Origin of the sequence: Cobetia sp. D5 (assembly GCF_035666195.1) — a bacterium.
Classification (GTDB): domain Bacteria; phylum Pseudomonadota; class Gammaproteobacteria; order Pseudomonadales; family Halomonadaceae; genus Cobetia; species Cobetia amphilecti.
This window is the reverse complement of record NZ_CP142020.1, coordinates 3,473,173-3,487,866: the sequence shown is the minus strand read 5'-3', so window position 1 is coordinate 3,487,866 and position 14,694 is coordinate 3,473,173. Positions and strand designations below refer to the sequence as shown.

Sequence of the window (14,694 nt, the reverse complement as noted above, 5' to 3'; positions counted from 1 at the left end):
ACCGATGTGATAGGGGAGATGGCTTAGGCTGTCTCCCCTTGCTGTATTAGACTTTGCCGTAGAGACATCTGCGAAGTGCCCTACTAAGGAGGACAGGTTGAGCGATCAACCCACGCCATTAAGACCGGAGCCCGTTGGCGAGAGGGAGGGCGACCCCCTTCTCAATGCGCTGGTCTTCATGGCGCGTTACCACGGTAATCCCAGATCTGCAGCAGTGCTGGTCGATGGTCTTCCCATGGAGGAAGGCCGTCTTCCCCTGGCGCTTGTCAGTCGTGCCGCGGCACGTGCCAATCTGAGTGCCAAACTGGTCAACCAGCAGATCACGGCCATCAGCGACATGCTGATGCCGTGCATTCTCATACTCAAGGAAGAGCGTGCTGTCGTCTTGCTGGAGGTCGACAACGACGCAGGCAAGGCCAGGATTCATCAGCCTGAGGCCGAGGGTGATGAGCTGGTCGACATCGAGTCACTGGCTGAGCGTCATGATGGGCGTGTCGTCTATCTCAAGCAGGAGCACCGCTTTGATGAACGCGCACCGGAAACGCTCAAGCAGAGCGATGGCCATTGGTTCTGGTCAACGCTGAAGCTGTCGCGGCCGATCTACCGTGATGTGATTCTGGCGTCGATATTGATCAACCTGTTTGCCGTGGCATCGCCACTGTTCGTGATGAACGCCTATGACAAGGTCGTGCCCAATCTGGCCTTCAACACGCTGTGGGTCTTGGCGACGGGCATGGCGATCATCATGGTGTTCGACTTCGTGATGCGCCAGACACGCGCCTACTTCATGGACACGGCCGGCAAGAAGTCCGAGGTGTTGCTGACCTCGAAGCTCTTCTCCAAGACCATGAATCTGCGGATGGAAGCGCGTCCCGGCTCTGTCGGTGGCTATGTGAAGCACCTGCAGGAGTTTGATTCGATCCGCGAGTTCTTCACCTCCGCGACCCTGACCACCCTGGTCGATCTGCCGTTTGCCCTGCTGTTCCTGCTGGTGATCTGGATCGTGGCGGGGCCATTGGTTCTGGTGCCCTTCGCCGCGCTCGTGATCCTGCTCGTTTACAGTCTGGCGATCCAGAAATCGCTGCGCAGCAGTATCGAGCAGGGGTCGCGCCTGGCGACGGAGCGCAATGCGCGCCTCGTCGAAGCGGTCTCCGGCCTCGAGAGTCTCAAGCTGGCCAATGCTCAGGGCGAAACCCAGCGTCGATATGAACGCGCCGTCGGGCAGATCGCGCATTGGGGGGTGAAAAGCCGCAACCTGACGACCTCTGTCAGCTCGCTGAGCATGTCGCTGACACAGGCCACCACGGTGGCGCTGGTCGTGTTCGGGGTCTATCTGATCGCGGATGCACGCCTGTCTGTCGGTGGCTTGATCGCCGCGGTCATGCTGTCCGGGCGTGCGCTGCAGCCGCTGGGGCAGTTGGCGTTGCTGATCACGCGCATCGGCCAGACTCGCAGTGCCATGAGTGCGCTTGAGCAGATCATGGCATTGCCGGAAGAGTCGGAAGATCGTCGTTACGTTCACCGCGAGCACCTGCAGATGCGCATCGAATTCGACCGCGTCGGCTTTGCCTATGCGCCGAATACGCCGCCTGCCGTGTCGGATATCTCACTGACCATCAATCCAGGTGAGAGGATCGCGATCATCGGGCGTATCGGTGCTGGCAAGAGTACCTTGCAGCGTCTTGTCTCTGGCCTGTATCGCGCCACGGCGGGCAGCGTTCGAATCGATGGGCTGGATCTCAATCAGCTGCATCCCGCCGACGTACGCCGGCATATCGGCCACGCGGGCCAAGACAGTTCACTGTTCTTCGGCTCCATTCGCGACAACATCACCCTCGGCCAACCACACGCCAGTGATGTACAGGTCGACCTCGCGGCTGATGCCTCCGGTGTGACCGAATTCACTCGTCATCACCCTGAAGGACTGGACCGTCAGGTGGGTGAGGGTGGGCGCATGCTCTCCAGCGGTCAGCGTCAGACGGTCTTGCTGGCACGCGCACTCTTGATGCGTCCCCCGCTCTTGCTGCTCGATGAGCCCGGCTCGCACATGGATAACCGCGCCGAGCTGCGCCTGCGCAGAATGCTCAAGTCCCTGCCACGCAGCCAGACGCTGCTGCTGGTCACCCACAAGAGCAGCATGCTCGACGTGGTAGACCGCGTCATCGTCATGGAAGGAGGGCGCATCGTCGCCGATGGGCCCAAGCAGCAGGTGCTGAGCGCCCTGAATGAAGGCCGTGTCGCCGGACGCAAGCAGGAGGTGAATCGTGGCTAAGGCACCGATTGAGCAGCGTGACCTTCACCATCTCGATGATGTCAGTTCGGCCGTGTTGCTGGCGACTCCCTGGAAGTCGCGCATCCTGATCTGGATGGTGCTCGCATTCGTGGTCATCTTCATCATCTGGGCTAGCCAGGCGAGTCTGGAGGTCGTCACGCGCGGCTCCGGCAAGGTCGTGCCCTCGACGCATCTTCAGGTCGTCCAGAACCTGGAAGGTGGTATCGTGCGCGAGATCTATATCAAGGAAGGTCAGGTCGTCTCGGCGGGGGAGCCACTGCTGCGCATCGATGACACCAGTGCAGGTTCCGATCTGCGCGAGCGTGTCTCGACCCTCGATGGCCTGCAGGCCACCATCATGCAGTACGACACCGAGCTTGATTCCATCGAGGTCAACGCCTCCGCGGATGCCTGGAAGGATCAGGTGAGCGTGAAGAATATCGAGTTGCCCTTCGACGAAGAATTCAAGGCACGCAGTCCCGCTCTGGTGTCGCGTGCGATGACGGCATATCGCACGCATCTGAATCAGCTCAACAGTGGCCTCAATGGCGCGCGTGAACAGATTCTGCAGAAGGAGCAGGAGTTGCGTGAGTTGAGATCGCGCATCAACAGTCTCGAGCGCAGCTATCAACTGTCACGTCGCGAGCTCGGCATGACGGCCCCGCTGGTGCGTGAAGGCGTGGTCTCTCAGGTGGACCTTCTCAAGATCCAGCGTGAGGTCAACGACCTGCGGGGTGATCTTGAGTCGGCGCGTCTGGCCGTGCCGGGCAAGCAATCGGAGCTGGATGAGGCCATCTCGAATCGGGTCGGCGTCGCGCAGGAATTCCGCTCACGTGCCGCGGAAGAGCTCGCCAAGACCCAGGCGGATCTGGGTCGCTTGCGTGAGGGGCGCACCAGTCTTCAGGACCGACTCGATCGTACTTTGGTGACCTCTCCGGTTCAGGGCGCCATCAAGACGCTGAATATCAATACCATAGGCGGCGTCATCGAGCCCGGGGAAGACCTGATGGAGATTGTTCCCATCGAGGATCAGCTGCTGGTTCAGGCGCGAGTCGCTCCCAAGGACATCGGCTTTCTGAGAATCGGACAGCCGGCCGTCGTCAAGTTATCTGCCTACGATTTCACCATCTACGGTGGATTGGAAGGCAAGGTCGATCAGATCAGTGCGGATACTGTGCAGGATGAAGAAGGCAACAGTTTCTACGAGATCAAGGTGCTGACGGAGCAGAACCACCTTGGAAGTGACTCGGATCCGCTCACGATCATCCCGGGCATGCAGGCCAGTGTCGATGTGATCACTGGCAATCAGACCGTACTGCAATATCTGATGAAGCCGATTCTGCGCGCCAGGCAAGGTGCCTTGCGTGAACGTTGATCAAGGATTTGATGGATTCGAGGGTAACTCATAATGAAAAAGACACTCTTGGCGTTGAGCATCGCCGCAGGGATGGGGTTTGGCGTTCAGGCTTCGGCTGCGACTCTTGAAGAGGCCGTATCCCGAGCGGTAATGGAAAACCCGCGCACGCGCGTTCAGGTTTCACGTCACATCCAGCGACTCGAAGAAGCGGAAACCCAGCGCGGGGCGTATCGCCCGACAGTGGATCTGACCGGTCGTCTGGGCTATGGCAAGTTCGACTCGGAAGATGACGGCGTCAATGACGATGACGACTGGCACGATTACACGCGCCTTGATCTGACCATCCGTCAGCTGCTCTGGGACGGCAACACGACAATCGAGCGCATTCGCCAGGCCGAGACAGAGGCGGACTACCAGCGCCTGCAGGTTGCGGCCGAGGCCAATGACATCGCGCTGGATACGGCCGGTGCCTATCTGCAGGTCATGCGTGATGAGCTGATTCTCAAGTATGCACAAGCCAATCTCGAGGCTCACCGTCGTATCTCGAATGATATCGGGCGGCGTGCGGAATCCGGCCTTGGTGCGCGCAGTGACGTGCGTCAGGTGGATGGACGTCTGGCCAATGCCGAAGCCAGCGTGCTGTCATCGATCAACAATCTCGAGGATTCCCGCTCTGCCTATCTGCGACTGGTGGGTGAGATGCCGTCGGATCTCAGCATGCCGGGCATCGACACCAGCCTGCTCAGCGAGGATGTCGAGAGCGCCTACGTGCAGGCCAATCAGCGCAACCCGCTGTTGGCGGCAGCGCGGGTCTCCATTGACGCTGCACGCCATGAAGTGAACGCCGAGAAGGGCGATAACTACCCCGAGTTCAGTCTCGAGGGCAATCGCACGCTGGACAATGATTATGACCAGGACAAGAGCAAGTCAGACGACTGGAGCGTCGAACTGGTCATGCGCTACAACCTGTATCGTGGCGGCCGTGATCAATCCGAGATCCGCGGTCGTCAGGCAGCGCTGGAAGCGGTCGAGCACGACAATGATCGCGTGATGCGCGATGTGCGTGACGAGATTCGTCTGGCATGGAATGCCCGCGAGAACCTCAAGCGTCAGATCGATTACCTGGAAAGTTATGTGCGTGCCGCGACCGATACCCGCGAGAGTTATCGCAAGCAATTCGATATCGGGCGCCGCACATTGCTGGACCTTCTGGATAGCGAGAGTGAGTTGTTCACCTCTCAACAGAACCTGATTCGTGCCCGTTTTGATCTGGAAACCGCCAACTATCGCCTGCTGTCGGCGACCGGCGCTCTGCTGGATTCCATGAGTGTTGCCGTCCCCGTCCAACAACAGGGCTAAGCCACCCACGGCGCTCCCGCACCCTGGGGGCGCCGTTGCCATGCTGATGGTTGATGAGGAAATCAGATGAGTCTTTCGCGCCGCCTGTTTACCTTGATGTTGCTGGTATTGTTGGGGTTCTCCCTCGGTATCTTCTTCATCCAGGTCAACAACACCCGTGATGCACTGGCCGAACGACAACGCGTCGAACTCTCGAATCTCGCCCAGAGTTTGAGTCTCGCGCTGGTGCCACATGTAGAGCTTGGCGATGCCGCCAGTGCCGAAGCCCTGATACGTGCCACGGTGGATGGTGGTCATGTGCGCGATGTCAGGCTGGAGAGCGTGGCCATCGCGACACCCATCGCTTTCAATGTCGTGCGCGAGAGTCTGGCACCGCAGTGGTTTCGTGACTTGATTCCCATGCCGGTGGAATCGGCGAGCCGCGAGCTGCCGGGTGGCTGGGCGTCGCTGGGCACGATCAGCCTGACCGGCGAATCTGCCCAGGGCTATGACCAGCTCTGGCAGCTGGCCAAGCGTCTGGCGCTGTGGCTGTTGCTGGGCGGTCTGATCACGCTGCTGATTGCCTCATTGGTCATGCGTCGTCTGCTGCGCCCGCTGGAGCGTCTCTCGTCTCGCCTCAATGAGATGGAGACGCAGCGCTTCGACGCGCCGCTGGAAGAGACCAGCGTGGCGGAGCTCAAGGGCATCACCTCGGCGGTCAATCGTCTGGGGCAGCGCCTGCAGACCCAGTTCGAGGCTCAGGCCGCGCAGTTGGCGCGTCTGCAGCGCCAGGCGGAAGAAGACTCGGTATCGGGGCTTGGCAACCGTGGCTATTTGAACCGAGCGGTCGATGAGTGGCTGAGCGAGCCGATGGGGGGCAGCTTCGCGCTGCTGCGCGTGTCGCATATCGAGGTAGTGTATCGCGAGCAGGGCTACAAGGGGCGTGACGCCCTGGTGAAAGCCATCGCGCGCAAGCTGGAAGATCGCGAACTGGCGGGTGAGGCGATCATCGCCGCGCGTCTGGCCAATAGTGATTTCGGCCTGTTGCTGCCGGAAACCGACGAGGCTCGGCTTCAGGAGTTTCTCACGCTATTGGCGGAGGACATCGACAACCTGCTGGATGCCAATCCGCTGGTGGATACTCCACCGGAGAACTGTGCCCTTGGCGCCGTTCGGCGTGAGCCGGGCATGCAGCGTACCCAGATGTATGCCGTTGCAGATGCCACGCTTCGTCAGGCCATCGAGCAAGGGTCGGGCGTGGAACTGGCCCCTGCGGGTGGCCGTGCGCGTCCGCGAGGCGAGTGGCGCGAGATCATCGAAAAGGCTCTGGATTCCCCCAAGGGGCTCGATTTCGTCGCTCAGCCGGTGTTGCTCAATGATGGTGGCGAGCTCCACTGCGAGCTGTTTGCCCGTCTGCGCGATGGTGATGAACTGCATCGTGCGGGTGATTTCCTGCCCGTGATTCGCCATTTCCGCATGGGGGCGCAGTTCGATCTGCGCGCTCTGGAGTGGCTGGCGTCCTATATCGACAGGATTGAAGTGCCCAGACTGGCGCTCAATCTGACCGAAGAAACCTTCGACGATGAAGCCAGTTATATTGGTCTGCTCAACTGGTTGGCGGCGCATCCGCGCCTGTGCAAGCGTCTGGATATCGAGGTGTCCGAAAGCATCGCCCTCAGGCATCAGGAGCGCATCAAGATGCTGTTCCGACATGCTCGTCGTCTGGGGGCGCGGGGCGGCATCGACCGCTTCGCCCGAGAGCTGAAGGAGCTCAGCTACCTGTCGGCGCTGCGGCCTGATTACGTCAAGATCGACCAGGCGTTCTTCAAGCGCGAAGACGTCGACACCGAGCTGTTGCAGAGTCTGTGCATGACGGCGCATCAGGTCGAGTCGCAGGTCATCGTGACCCGCGTCGAGTCCGAGGCGGATCAGGAGCGGGCGATGTCGCTGGGCGCAGATGGCTATCAGGGCTTCGTGTCACCGGCAGTCGATGTCATGGCAAGGCTCGCCAATCCAGCAGAAGATATGCCTCGCTAAGTGACATTCAGGGTGCCTCGACATGAATCATCGCCGCTGGTGGGAGGGTCTTGCGGTCGGGGTGCTGCTGGCGTTGTCGCTCGGTGCGGGTCTGGCACAGGCGGTGGATTCCCGCCAGTTCATCCAGATCTACGGGACCGGTGGCTGGAATCGTGTGCAGCAATGGCAGCAACTGTTGCAGCGTCTGGAGGGCGCGCCGGTCAGGCGTCAGTTGAGCGAAGTGAACGATTTCTTCAATCGTCTCAACTTCACCGATGACCTCAGCGTCTGGGGAGCGACCGATTACTGGGCGACGCCGCAGGAGTTTCTGGGGGCAGGGGCCGGTGATTGCGACGACTTCGCCATGGCCAAGTACCTGACCCTGCGCGAGCTTGGCGTACCGGAAGACCGCCTGCGTCTGCACTACGTCAAGGCGCTCAGCCTCAACCAGTTCCACATGGTCGTGACCTATCAGGGCGCCAATACGCGCAATCCTGATGTACTGGACAACCTGAACAGTTCCATCCTGCCGGCCAGTGAGCGCACGGACCTGCTGCCTATCTACAGTTTCAATGGCAGTGCGCTGTGGATGAGCAAACGTCTGGAAGGGGGCAAGCGCATCAGCGATAGCCGAGGCCTTTCAAGTCTGTCTGATTGGCAGAAGCGCCGTGCACAAGGGGTGCTGAGAGTGCCGCGCCACAAACGGCCATGAGCCTGGCGACGAAAGCCCCCTCGAGGAATGGCGGTTGAGCTCTGCTCTAAGCACTATTAAGCACTATTAAGCACTACAGCACGACAAGACACCCCGTGACCTTCCGGTCGCGGGGTGTCTTGCCATTCGGGCGTTGCTGGCCAGAGCCCTTGCGAGCTTTACCGTGCAGATTGCGGGGCGCGTATTAGCGGGGCGTATTGCCGCGCAGGTGCAGGATCTCGAGCAGGTTGCCGTAGCGATGGCGGCTCGGCATCGTGGCCAGCCCCGAAAACAGTAGCCAGAACATGCGCCGGCCACGTGTCAGACGATGCGTATGCTGCAGCAGGCGTGACAGCAGTTGGCTGTCATCGAAGCCCTTGAAGTTGGGCGTCATGCTGACCTGCTCTCGCACCAGTACCGGCGCCATCTCCAGCCGATAGAGCTTTTCCAGTTCCTGGAAGCTCAGCCCCTGGGCTTCGACAACTTCTGCCATGTGCTGATACTCGGCTTCACGTGGGTCGCGCTCCAGCCACAGTGGAGACAGCGCCAGCCAGATGTCCTGTCGGCGCTCGAGCAGGGCGGCCACATCGGGGGCGAGGTGAGCGTTCTGATCGTTCATGAAAACATCCTGGGCAGAGCCTGTCGGACAGTGCGGCTGGCAACCAGCGGCGAATGCAGGACGGCAGTGGAATGGCAGTACGTGAAAAGGCCTACATGATACGGCAGCCGCCGCGGCTGGCTCCAGTGATATGCAGGCAGATGGCGGATCATGACGGCAGGGCGGACAGCGTCGCCGACAGCCGCTAGAATAGCGCCCATGAGCTGGCACTGAGCCTGCTTTACGGGATTCGAACGCCCTATTTCACGATACGCTTCACCACCCAAGGACGGCCATTGCCTGCTGTCAGGGTGAAGCGAGTATCGCATCGGCGGGTACACGCCGGGCCAACAGCAAACGAGGTTCTTTACGTGATCATCAAACCCAAGGTTCGTGGCTTCATCTGCACCACCACACATCCCAAGGGCTGCGAGCAGAATGTCGCCGAGCAGATCGCCATCACCCGCAAGACAGTCGGTGACAAGCGTGACGGTGGTCCGAAGAAGGTGCTGGTGATCGGTTCTTCCAGCGGCTATGGCCTCGCGGCACGCATCACGGCAGCCTTCGGCTATGGCGCCGATACCCTGGGCGTGTTCTTCGAGAAGCCGGGCACCGAGAAGAAGGCCGGCACCGCAGGCTGGTACAACTCTGCCGCCTTCGACAAGTTCGCCAAGCAGGAAGGCCTCTACAGCCAGGCCATCAACGGCGATGCCTTCTCGCATGAGACACGCGCCAAGGCCATCGAACTGATCAAGGCCAACATGGGCGAAGTCGACCTCGTCGTCTACTCGCTGGCCTCTCCGGTGCGCAAGCTGCCGGACAGCGGTGAAGTGAAGCGCTCCGTGCTCAAGCCGATCGGCGAGACCTACCGCGCGACTGCCATCGACACCAACAAGGACACCATCATCGAAGCGGAGGTCGAGCCGGCCACCGAGCAGGAAATCGAAGATACCGTCACCGTGATGGGTGGTCAGGATTGGGAGCTGTGGATGCAGGCGCTGGACGACGCCGGCGTGCTGGCTGAGGGCGCCCGCTCCGTCGCCTTCAGCTACATCGGTACCGAGATCACCTGGCCGATCTACTGGCACGGTGCGCTGGGTCGCGCCAAGGAAGATCTGGACCGCGCCGCCGGCAGCATCCACGAGAAGCTGTCCGCCAAGGGCGGTCGTGCTCACGTGGCCGTGCTCAAGTCCGTGGTCACCCAGGCCAGCGCCGCGATCCCGGTCATGCCGCTCTACATCTCCATGGTCTACAAGATCATGAAGGAGAAGGGCCTGCACGAAGGCACCATCGAGCAGCTCAACCGCTTCTACGCCGAGCGCTTCTATGGCGAAGGCGAGATCGCCACCGACGAGTCCGGCCGTCTGCGTCTCGACGACTGGGAGCTGAAGGACGACGTCCAGCAGGCCTGTCAGGAACTGTGGCCGCAGGTCACCAGCGACAACCTGTTCGACATTACTGACTACGCCAGCTACAAGCAGGAATTCTTGAAGCTGTTCGGCTTCACCCGTGACGACGTCGACTACGATGCCGATGTCGCCACCGATGTCGAGTTCGATGTCGTTCAGATGTAAGAGCGCCTCAATATAAGCGCGCCTCGGCATAAGCGCAGAGGTCTTGGTAGCTCGCTGAGCGCTGCCCACTGAGACCTGAGCGCTGCCCGCTGAGCACTGCATGTTGAGCACTGCACGTTGAGCACTGATGACGGCATCCTTCGGGGTGGCGTCGTCGCGTTTGGGGGGCTCATCTCGAGCGTCATGCCAGTGAGGGCCAGGCACAAGTGCCAGAGGCATGGCACAATATGGCGCCACCCTCACGCGACGGACCTCGACTCACACTCATGCCCGTGGATTCACTGGTTTCCCCCCAGGCCCAGCAGCGCCAGATAGGCTTCGTGCTGCTGCCCGGCTTCTCGTTGTTGTCCCAGGCCTGTGCGCTGGAGCCGCTGCAGGTGGCCAATCAGCTCGCGGGGCAGACACTCTATCGGGCCGTCACCTTCGCGCTTGACGGGCGTGGTGTGGCGTCCGCGGCGGGCTTGAGCCTCTCGCCGGACAGTCTGGTCGCCAGTGATTCGCGCCATCTGGATGCCCTGTTCGTGTGCGGTGCTCAGCCGGCAGGCGAGGCGAGCCTGCAGGAGGTGGCCTCGAATCCCGCGCTGCTGGCCTGGCTCAAGCGACTGGCCGAGCGTGGCGTGATGCTGGGCGGCATCTCCACCGGCACCCGTGAGCTGGCTCGCGCCGGGTTACTCGATGGCTATCGTGCGACGATCCACTGGCAGCGCGCCGAATCCTTCCGCCGCGACTTCCCGCAGGTCAACGTCTCCCATCAGCTTTATGAGCTGGACCGCGATCGTGTCACCTGCGGCGGTGGTACCGCGGCGATGGACATGATGATGACGCTGATCGCCCAGCAGCATGGCCGCGCGCTGGCCGAGAAGGTCTCCGAGCACTTCGTCTGCGAGCGCATCCGGCTAGCGGACGAGCCTCAGCACGTGCCGCTCAAGAACCGTTTCGCCCATGCGCCCCAGCCGCTGGTGGAGGCCGTGACGCTGATGGAGGCCAATATCGAGGAGCCGCTGTCCACCCACGAGATCGGCGAGCACCTCGGCATCTCGCGGCGTCAGCTGGAGCGGCTGTTCAAGAAGCATCTGCAGGCGGTGCCCAGCCGCTACTATCTGGATCTGCGTCTGGCGCGCTCGCGCCAGCTGCTGCGCGAGAGCGATCAGCCGATCGGCGAGATCGCGCTGGCCACCGGCTTTTCCAGCGCCGCTCACTTCTCCACGGCGTTTCGCAACCATTTCGGGCGCAGTCCCCGCGACGAACGTCTCATGCTGCAGGCCTGACACCTTCCCTGAATGACAAAAGTCGCCTCCTGACATAAGTCGTCGTCCTTTCGCTGAAAGTCTTTGTCATCTCGCCTCCCTATACTCGAGTGTCATGACCCGTGGCTTGCCGATCATCGGCCGGCCATGCCAAGACCCCGCGATGAGGAAGAGACGATGACCCAGCTGACCCGTGCCGATTTCGACCATGCCATGGTGCCCAACTACGCACCCCAGGCTGCCATTCCGGTACGCGGCGAGGGTAGCCGTCTGTGGGATCAGGAAGGTCGCGAGTACATCGACTTCGCCGGTGGCATCGCTGTCACCTCGCTGGGTCACTGCCACCCGGCGCTGGTCAAGGCGCTCAAGGACCAGGCCGACAGGGTCTGGCACCTGTCCAACGTCTATACCAACGAGCCGGCACTGGCGCTGGCCAAGGCGCTGACCGAGCGCACCTTCGCCGACAAGGTCTACTTCTGCTCCTCCGGTGGTGAGGCCAACGAGGCCGCGCTCAAGCTGGCGCGTCGTTTCGCCCACGACACCCATGGCGAGAAGAAGGACAAGATCATCTCCTTCCGTCAGTCCTTCCATGGCCGCACCTTCTTCACCGTCAGCGTCGGTGGCCAGCCCAAGTATTCCCAGGGCTTCGGGCCGATTCCGGGCGGTATCCAGCACGCCGAATTCAACAATCTCGACTCCGTGCGCGAGCTGATGGACGATGACACCTGCGCGATCATCGTCGAGCCGCTGCAGGGCGAGGGCGGCATCATCCCGGGCGAGCAGGCATTCCTCGAAGGACTGCGTGAGCTGTGTGACGAGCACGATGCGCTGCTGATCTTCGATGAAGTCCAGAGCGGTGCCGGGCGTACCGGCCACCTGTACGCCTACCAGCACTTCGGTGTGGTACCGGACATCCTGACCACCGCCAAGGGCATCGGCGGCGGCTTCCCGCTGGGCGCCATGCTGACCACCGATCGCATCGCACCGGCCATGGCCATCGGCACTCACGGTTCCACCTACGGCGGCAACCCGCTGGCGTGTGCCGTGGGTCTGGCGGCGCTCGAGACCATCGATACCCCGGAAACCCTCGACGGTGTCGCGCACCGCCACCAGCTGCTGCGCAACGGCCTGGAAGGCATCGCCAAGCGTCACGGTGTCTTCAAGGAAGTACGTGGCATGGGCCTGTTGATCGGTGCCCAGATGGCACCGGACTACGCGGGGCGTGCCAAGGACATTCTCAACCTGGCGATGGAAGAAGGCCTGATGGTGCTGATCGCCGGTCCTGACGTGCTGCGTCTGGCACCGTCGCTGGTGATCAGCGAAGAGGAGATCCAGAGCGGTCTCGACAAGCTCGACCGCGCCGTGGCGAACTTCGTCGCCGCCTCTGCATCTGCATGAGCAGCGCCATGAGCAGTGCCCCGATGCTGGTGGTGCGGCCTGCCGAAAGCCGCGATCTGCTCGCCCTCGAGCGGCTCGCGGCCACGGCCACGCCTCGCCTGACCAATCTGCCGGCACATCGTGACCGCCTCGAGGAGCGCATTCTGCGCTCCCAGCGCAGCCTGCGAGCCGAGATCGACTTCCCGGGCGACGAGATCTACTGCTTCGTGCTGGAAGATCTCGACACCGGCGAAGTGGTCGGTACCGCCTCTCTGCGCGCCGAGGCTGGCGCGCGGGAGGCCTACTACACCTATCGTCAGGAAACGCTGATCCACGCCTCGCAGCAGCTCAACGTGCGCCACGAAGTGCAGACGCTGTCGCTGTCGCATGAGGTGTCGGATGCCACGCTGCTGTGCGCGCTGTCGCTGGATGCCCGCTACCGCGAGACGGATGCGGACAGCCTGCTGCGCCGCGCACGCCTGATGTTCATCGCCCAGTACCCGGAACGCTTCGCCACCGAACTGGCGGTGGCCTTCCCGGGCTATCTGGAAACACGCGACGAGCGCCAGGTCAGTCCGTTCTGGGACAGCGTCGGCCAGCACTTCTTTGATCGTGATTTCAACGAAATCAATCAGATGGCAGGGGTGCGCTCCAAGAGCTTCATCGCCGAGGTCATGCCGCCGTTCCCGCTCTATCTGCCGCTGCTCACCCCCCAGGCACGTGCCGCCATCGGGCGTGAGAATCCGCGCCATGAGTACGCCATGCAGGAGATGCTCGCCGAGGGCTTCTCGCGCTCGCGTCATGTCGACATCTTCGATGCCGGCCCCTTGCTGCTGGCGGAGTGCGAGCGTCTGCATACCTTCAAGCAGTGCGGTTGGCATCCGGTGCGTATCCGCCCGCAGGAAAGCCTGCCGGATGCGGTGCCGGCGATGGTGGCCAACCAGCGTCTCGGCGATTTCCGCTGCGTGCTGGCGCGCTACGCCCTGACGCCGACCGGCCAGCTGATGCTGACGCCGCAGCAGGCCGAGGTGCTGGGCGTGGAAGAGGGGCGTGCGGTACTTGCCGTGCCGATGCCATTGCCGGCGATGGATGAGGGAGAGTTGTAATGCGCATTCGTCCTATCGCTCGACACGATATCGAAGGCCTCAAGGTACTGGCGCGGGAAACCGGTGTCGGCTTCACCTCGCTGCCGGACAATCATGAGTTTCTCAGCGCCAAGATAGAGCGCACTCTGGCCGCCTTCGAGGGCCGCGAACCCAGTGATGATCGCCTGTACTTCTTCGTGCTCGAGGATGATCGCGATGGCAGCATCGCGGGCTGCTGTGCCATCGAGGCCTGCGTGGGCACCGATGCGCCGTTCTATCACTATCGCCTCGGTTCGCTGGCGCACTCCTCGGTGCAGCTCGATCTGCATCGCACCCTGGATACGCTGACGCTGTGCTCCGATCACACCGGTGATGCCGAGGTCTGCTCGCTGTTCCTGCGTGAGGACTGGCGCAAGGACCGCAACGGCGCGCTGCTCTCCAAGGTGCGCTGGCTGTTCATGGCCCAGTTCCGCGCGGCCTTCCCCGACAAGGTGCTGGCCGAGATGCGCGGTGTCTTCACGCCCGAAGGGCGCAGCCCGTTCTGGGAGTGTCTGGGCAGCCACTTCTTCCCGATGGACTTCAATGAGGCCGACCGCCTCACCGGCATGGGCCAGAAGAGCTTCATCGGCGAGCTGATGCCCAAGTTCCCGATCTATACGCCGTTTCTCTCCGAGCCCGCGCGGGCCGCCATCGGGCAGGTGCATGAGCACACCCGACCGGCGGTGGCGATGCTCAAGAAGGAAGGGCTGCGCTGGGAGGGCTACGTCGACATCTTCGATGGCGGCCCGACGGTCGAGGCCTATATCGATGATGTGCGCGCCGTGCGTGACAGTCAGCTGGCGAGTGTCGAGGTCATCGCGTCTGATGCCCCGGCCTGCGAGCGTCCCGCCGTGATGGCTGCCACCACCGGCATGGCCGACTTCCGTGCCAGCTGGATCAGCCACGACGTCACCCGGGATGACTCCGGCGCCTGCCATGTGCGCCTCCACCGTGATGAGGCCGAACGCCTCGGCGTCACCGGCGGTGACACGCTGCGCGTGCTGGCCGGCTGAAGCGTCCGCCACGGGCATCCGCTTCTTCGCGCCATCTCGCAGGCGCATACCGCCTTGCGTCCTTTTGCCATCAGCGGGGCAGATCGC

Annotated in this window: 11 protein-coding genes; 10 read left to right on the top strand and 1 reads right to left on the bottom strand. The window is 62.2% G+C overall.

Annotation, left to right across the window (positions count from 1 at the left end; translation table 11 throughout):
* Positions 1 to 97 precede the first annotated feature (97 nt).
* From U0O11_RS14545 to U0O11_RS14525, 5 genes are all read left to right on the top strand, one after another.
* Complete coding sequence (locus tag U0O11_RS14545) at positions 98 to 2,272, top strand: type I secretion system permease/ATPase (RefSeq protein WP_279836845.1); 2,175 nt, start codon at positions 98 to 100, stop codon at positions 2,270 to 2,272.
* Positions 2,265 to 3,647, top strand: coding sequence for an HlyD family type I secretion periplasmic adaptor subunit (locus U0O11_RS14540; protein ID WP_153636505.1), 1,383 nt, complete (start codon positions 2,265 to 2,267; stop codon positions 3,645 to 3,647). Before U0O11_RS14545 ends, U0O11_RS14540 begins: the two co-directional genes overlap by 8 nt.
* A gap of 33 nt (positions 3,648 to 3,680) precedes the next feature.
* A complete protein-coding gene (locus tag U0O11_RS14535) occupies positions 3,681 to 4,988 on the top strand; it encodes a TolC family outer membrane protein (RefSeq protein ID WP_279836844.1) in 1,308 nt (435 codons plus the stop codon).
* Positions 4,989 to 5,054: 66 nt separating this feature from the next.
* Entirely contained in the window at positions 5,055 to 7,004 is a 1,950-nt protein-coding gene (locus tag U0O11_RS14530; protein ID WP_279836842.1) for an EAL domain-containing protein, read from the top strand.
* A gap of 22 nt (positions 7,005 to 7,026) precedes the next feature.
* On the top strand, positions 7,027 to 7,695 hold the full coding sequence (locus U0O11_RS14525; RefSeq protein ID WP_153636503.1) for a transglutaminase-like cysteine peptidase: 669 nt from the start codon (positions 7,027 to 7,029) through the stop codon (positions 7,693 to 7,695).
* A 184-nt stretch (positions 7,696 to 7,879) separates the two neighbouring features.
* Here the strand turns inward: U0O11_RS14525 and U0O11_RS14520 are convergent, their stop codons facing one another.
* Positions 7,880 to 8,293 carry a DUF7079 family protein gene (locus U0O11_RS14520; RefSeq protein WP_166020033.1) on the bottom strand — a complete coding sequence of 138 codons (414 nt, stop codon included), beginning with the start codon at positions 8,291 to 8,293 and terminating at the stop codon, positions 7,880 to 7,882.
* A 350-nt stretch (positions 8,294 to 8,643) separates the two neighbouring features.
* Between U0O11_RS14520 and fabV the strand changes: the two genes are divergently transcribed.
* From fabV to astA, 5 genes are all read left to right on the top strand, one after another.
* Positions 8,644 to 9,846, top strand: coding sequence for an enoyl-ACP reductase FabV (fabV, locus tag U0O11_RS14515; RefSeq protein ID WP_043334421.1), 1,203 nt, complete (start codon positions 8,644 to 8,646; stop codon positions 9,844 to 9,846).
* A gap of 266 nt (positions 9,847 to 10,112) precedes the next feature.
* A complete protein-coding gene (locus U0O11_RS14510) occupies positions 10,113 to 11,114 on the top strand; it encodes a GlxA family transcriptional regulator (RefSeq protein WP_172978721.1) in 1,002 nt (333 codons plus the stop codon).
* Between the two features lie 156 nt (positions 11,115 to 11,270).
* Positions 11,271 to 12,491 carry an aspartate aminotransferase family protein gene (locus tag U0O11_RS14505; RefSeq protein ID WP_279836840.1) on the top strand — a complete coding sequence of 407 codons (1,221 nt, stop codon included), beginning with the start codon at positions 11,271 to 11,273 and terminating at the stop codon, positions 12,489 to 12,491.
* Positions 12,492 to 12,514: 23 nt separating this feature from the next.
* Complete coding sequence (locus U0O11_RS14500; RefSeq protein WP_279836849.1) at positions 12,515 to 13,576, top strand: arginine N-succinyltransferase; 1,062 nt, start codon at positions 12,515 to 12,517, stop codon at positions 13,574 to 13,576.
* Complete coding sequence (gene astA / locus U0O11_RS14495) at positions 13,576 to 14,607, top strand: arginine N-succinyltransferase (RefSeq protein WP_279836839.1); 1,032 nt, start codon at positions 13,576 to 13,578, stop codon at positions 14,605 to 14,607. Before U0O11_RS14500 ends, astA begins: the two co-directional genes overlap by 1 nt.
* Positions 14,608 to 14,694 lie beyond the last annotated feature (87 nt).